General features: G+C 58.6%; 7 protein-coding genes. 3 read left to right on the forward strand and 4 right to left on the reverse strand.

The genetic code is table 11. From position 1 onward, the window contains the following. Positions 1-299: M10 family metallopeptidase C-terminal domain-containing protein (locus tag ACLHHB_RS15575; protein WP_410219198.1), on the forward strand; the 299-nt coding region annotated here is incomplete at its 5' end. An 831-nt stretch (positions 300-1130) separates the two neighbouring features. Here ACLHHB_RS15575 and ACLHHB_RS15580 read toward each other — a convergent pair. The 4 genes from ACLHHB_RS15580 to ACLHHB_RS15595 are packed head-to-tail and all read right to left on the reverse strand — an operon-like array spanning position 1131 to position 2323. Continuing rightward, positions 1131-1583 carry a hypothetical protein gene (locus tag ACLHHB_RS15580; protein WP_410219199.1) on the reverse strand — a complete coding sequence of 151 codons (453 nt, stop codon included), beginning with the start codon at positions 1581-1583 and terminating at the stop codon, positions 1131-1133. 59 nt (positions 1584-1642) lie between these two features. Then, positions 1643-1954, reverse strand: a complete 312-nt coding sequence (locus tag ACLHHB_RS15585; RefSeq protein WP_410219200.1) for a hypothetical protein — start codon at positions 1952-1954, stop codon at positions 1643-1645. A gap of 58 nt (positions 1955-2012) precedes the next feature. Beyond that, positions 2013-2180, reverse strand: coding sequence for a hypothetical protein (locus ACLHHB_RS15590; protein WP_410219201.1), 168 nt, complete (start codon positions 2178-2180; stop codon positions 2013-2015). Next, the gene (locus ACLHHB_RS15595; RefSeq protein WP_410219202.1) at positions 2177-2323 is read right to left on the reverse strand and encodes a hypothetical protein; all 147 of its coding nucleotides are present in this window, start codon (positions 2321-2323) and stop codon (positions 2177-2179) included. Before ACLHHB_RS15595 ends, ACLHHB_RS15590 begins: the two co-directional genes overlap by 4 nt. A 366-nt stretch (positions 2324-2689) precedes the next feature. On the opposite strand from ACLHHB_RS15595, the gene ACLHHB_RS15600 reads away from it, so the two are divergent. Both ACLHHB_RS15600 and ACLHHB_RS15605 read left to right on the forward strand, forming a co-directional pair. Further along, complete coding sequence (locus tag ACLHHB_RS15600; protein ID WP_410219203.1) at positions 2690-3190, forward strand: TetR/AcrR family transcriptional regulator; 501 nt, start codon at positions 2690-2692, stop codon at positions 3188-3190. A gap of 95 nt (positions 3191-3285) precedes the next feature. Next, positions 3286-3630 (forward strand): hypothetical protein (locus ACLHHB_RS15605; protein WP_410219204.1); only part of this gene is annotated, 345 nt, incomplete at its 3' end.

Raw genomic sequence — 3630 nt, forward strand, 5'->3', positions numbered from 1 at the left:
TGAGCACGGCTGACTCCGGTCCGACCGCTGCGGCGCGAGACGTGATCACCGACTTCAACCGCAGCCAAGGCGACAAGATCGACCTGTCAGCCATCGACGCAAACCTGCTCCTATCCGGTGACCAGGCCTTCCGATTTGTCGGCACGGCAGGCTTCTCGGGTGCCGCGGGCGAATTGCGCTACGAGTACAGCAAAAACGTGACCCTGATCCATGCTGATACCACAGGAGACGGGGCGGCGGACTTCACCATCGAGCTGTCCCGAAAGACCGTGCTGCTGGAGGACGACTTTATCTTGTGACTGTCGTCTCCACTCCCTGTGAAGCATTCCCACATTTCATGCGAAGGCTGTTTGAACGAAAGTCAGCCCAAGAAAAGGGACTTCAAGTAGATCTTTCAGCTATTTGTGCTGCTCCAAGTGCTACTGATCTAACATCGTAATGCACGTGAATGTCCGCTCTCCCCATTCCTGTATCAGGCAGTTTCGCATGCAACGTACTGCAGCTTTTTGCCTTCGGGTCGATTTAGCTTCCATTGAGAGCCGTGATGCTGCGGTTCCAGCGAATACTGCAAGTGTCTACAGAGCTGCCGCTCGCCTGCCGTGTTGTAAGGTTTGCTATATAGGACCTTTCGGTCATTCGCTGAAGAGGAACAATAGCTGTTCAGGACAGGCGTGCACGGCTCAAAAACACAGGAGGGAGAGTTTGAACAGATGGATTCCTGTGTGGAACGTCGCATCCTGCCTGTTCGGCAATCGCCCTTACCGCAGCCGAACCTCGCCAAATCCACAAGGCTTTAGGATGTTCGTGCTCCAGCCGCAGCACTTCCCGCTCGCCCAGCTAACGAAAGCGAACAACGCGGCATGGATGAGGATCAGGAATGATGGTTCGTTTTGGCCCTGCTTCGCGTTGCAGGCGGCAGCATGATGTGGTTGAATGCGGTCTGCCCGCCTTCGCTTGTTCTGAACCGAGGAAAGAACAGATGCCACGATTCGTTATTGCCATGGGCGCGGCGCCACACATGAAGCTGTCACACCTCGGCGATGAATTCAGCGCGACAGACGTCCCCCTGGTATTCGACAGCCATAATGCTGCCTATGATTACCTTGTCCAGCATACCGAGGAGGGTCCACTCAAAGGTATCCGCGGCGAAATCGTTGAGGATCTTTCGTTGTAGACACCTCAGCCGCTCGCCGTTCAATGGTCTGTTGCAGCCTTACGCCAGGTGCCGAACGCTCCCCCATGACCAGAACAGCCGCCAGAGCAATCACGCCAACGAACGACTCGTCAAAAGTGCCCCGTGCCAGTGCTGTCAGCTGCGCAACTCCGCTTTCGCTGAGTGCTTCTGCAGCCAGCAGCGCCTCATCGAAACTGTCAGCCACGGTGGCGTCTAGACCTGCAGGAAAGACCATGGCGCGGGTGTAGAGCGCAGTCATCACCTCGCCCAAGATGGTGATACCGAGGGCGCCGCCAAGCTCAAAGGACACTTCTTGGACCGGGGCCGCCATGCCGGCACGATCCTTAAATGCGGACAGCATGATGACGCGGAAAGCGGCTGTCATCGTGGCACCAATGCCGAAGCGCATGACCGACAGGACCGGCCGCCACAGCGCCGTCTTACCCCTATGGGTGGGGAGATAGATGATTAGGGCAATCTGGTCGGCACTAGGGCCGATGTCAGCACACGCGTTGCTCCACGGCGCGGCAGCGCAAGACCCATTGGCGGTTCGGCAAGAAAGGACGCGGCCGGGATCGGCAGGATCATCAGCCCGGCTTCAAGTGCAGACAAGGCAAGCACCGGTTGCAGCCGTTGGCTGAAGACCAGCTCGACGCCGATCAGGGCGGCGGAAGTCACAAGGACCGTGACCATACCGGAGGCGAAGCGGGCACTGCGGAACAACGCAAAGTCGATCAGCGGACTGGCACCTGCCCGCTGGCAGCGGACAAAGGCTGTCATGGCAATGGGGCCGATCGCAAGACCAGATTGGCCGTTGGCTAGGGCGGCTCGCGCTTGCTCACCTTCTTGACAGAATAAACCAGCGCACCAGCCCGCCCATCGCCTGTGCGGAGCCGAGAAGATCCAAGAGATGGGCATGCACGGGTCGTTTGTTGACCAGCACCACCGCGCCTGCCAGCAATGCCAGCAGGACAATCGGAACGTGATGGAAAAGACCCAGCTTCACCAGAACCACTCCAGCAGCAATCCGCTGACCACCGGTCCCATGGCAGCACCGCCGGAGGCAAACGCGGCCCATATATCGGTAGCAAGCGATCGCTCTTCTTTGTCGGTGAATGTCAGGCGGATCAGCGACAGAGTGGCCGGCATCATAGTAGTCCTGATCACCCGCACCACCCCGGGGCAATAAGTGCGGAGGGCACCGGAGAAAAGGCCGCGGCGAGCGACGCTACCCAAATTACCAAATGCCGGGCAGGAACATGCACTTGTGGCCGACCCGGTCGCCAGCCCGCCCAATCCCGGCAAGAGGCCCGCCACCACCAGGAGATAAGCGTCTACGACTCAAAGCTTCTCCGTAGCTGTGACGGCCAGATCAAGCGTCACCCGGGGCAGCGCAGTGTAGAGCACCGCAATGTCGATGATGATCAGGATCAGCGCGCTCGCCACAATGGTTGGAACAAGCCGACAATTGCGGGGCCAATATGGATACAATCGTACCGTAATTGAAGGGAAAGAATGGCTGGACGATCACGCAGCATCGACCGCGACAGGGTTCTGGATGCCGCCGAAGCTCTTGTGACAGCCGCAGGCGCGGGTGCACTGAGCTTCGATGCGGTGGCCAAAGCCGTCGGCATCACCAAAGGCGGTGCGCAAGACGCCTTCGGCACGCGCGACGCCCTGATCCGGGCCATGATCACCCGGTGGGGAGAAGCTGATGATGCCGAGGTGGTCGAGCGGACGGGGCCTGATCCATCGCCGCAGGAGATGATCCGCGGGCACCTAGAGGTGACGCATGATGCCGACGATGCGGATCACTCTCGCTCAGCCGTGATAATGACGGCGCTTCTGCAGCATCCGGATCAGCTGTCCGATACACGCGACCGGTACAACGCGCGCCTCACTCCTCTTGATCTGGCAGAGCCAGACGGTCGCAAGCTGGTACTGGATTTCTTGGCAGGCAAAGGCGCTTTCCTGCTGAAGGCGTCCGGACTGATCGACCTCAGTGAGATACAGTGAAAGGCGCTGTTCAAAGATATGCTTTTTGCGATAGCCTTCAGCCCGTTAGAGACGGAACCTGCTCAAGATTAAGCAAAAGGGCTTCTGGCAAGGGTGTGACCGCTCCATTCTCAAAAGACTGCTTTGCAAGCGATATGGTAATCGCGGGCACCGCAATCGCTGATCCGAAGGACGGCCGAACCTCTGCTTCGCTCGGGCAGGGCTGGCGACTTTTATCTGATTATTTCGCCTGCCATTCCACCCGCGATTTGCCCACAGAAGCGGCTTCCCCTGAAACAGCGATTAGACATTGGCAGGGCGAGGAAGAGCTTTTCATCCCCTTTACGAAGCTGCTTCGCCATGAGCATCATGGTCATCGGCTTGCTGAGCAGCCGATCCGCTGCATGGGCAGAAAGGTTTCGGCCGATGAAAACCTGGTATCACGACATGAACGGCAGGCA

This window comes from Paracoccus sp. (in: a-proteobacteria), from assembly GCF_046462195.1.
Lineage (GTDB): Bacteria > Pseudomonadota > Alphaproteobacteria > Rhodobacterales > Rhodobacteraceae > Paracoccus.

Coding starts and splice junctions, on each gene's coding strand:
- ACLHHB_RS15580 (WP_410219199.1), bottom strand. CDS start 1,583: ATGCGCTTCGGCATTGGTGCCACGATGACAGCCGCTTTCCGCGTCATC.
- ACLHHB_RS15585 (WP_410219200.1), bottom strand. CDS start 1,954: ATGACAGCCTTTGTCCGCTGCCAGCGGGCAGGTGCCAGTCCGCTGATC.
- ACLHHB_RS15595 (WP_410219202.1), bottom strand. CDS start 2,323: ATGCCGGCCACTCTGTCGCTGATCCGCCTGACATTCACCGACAAAGAA.
- ACLHHB_RS15600 (WP_410219203.1), top strand. CDS start 2,690: ATGGCTGGACGATCACGCAGCATCGACCGCGACAGGGTTCTGGATGCC.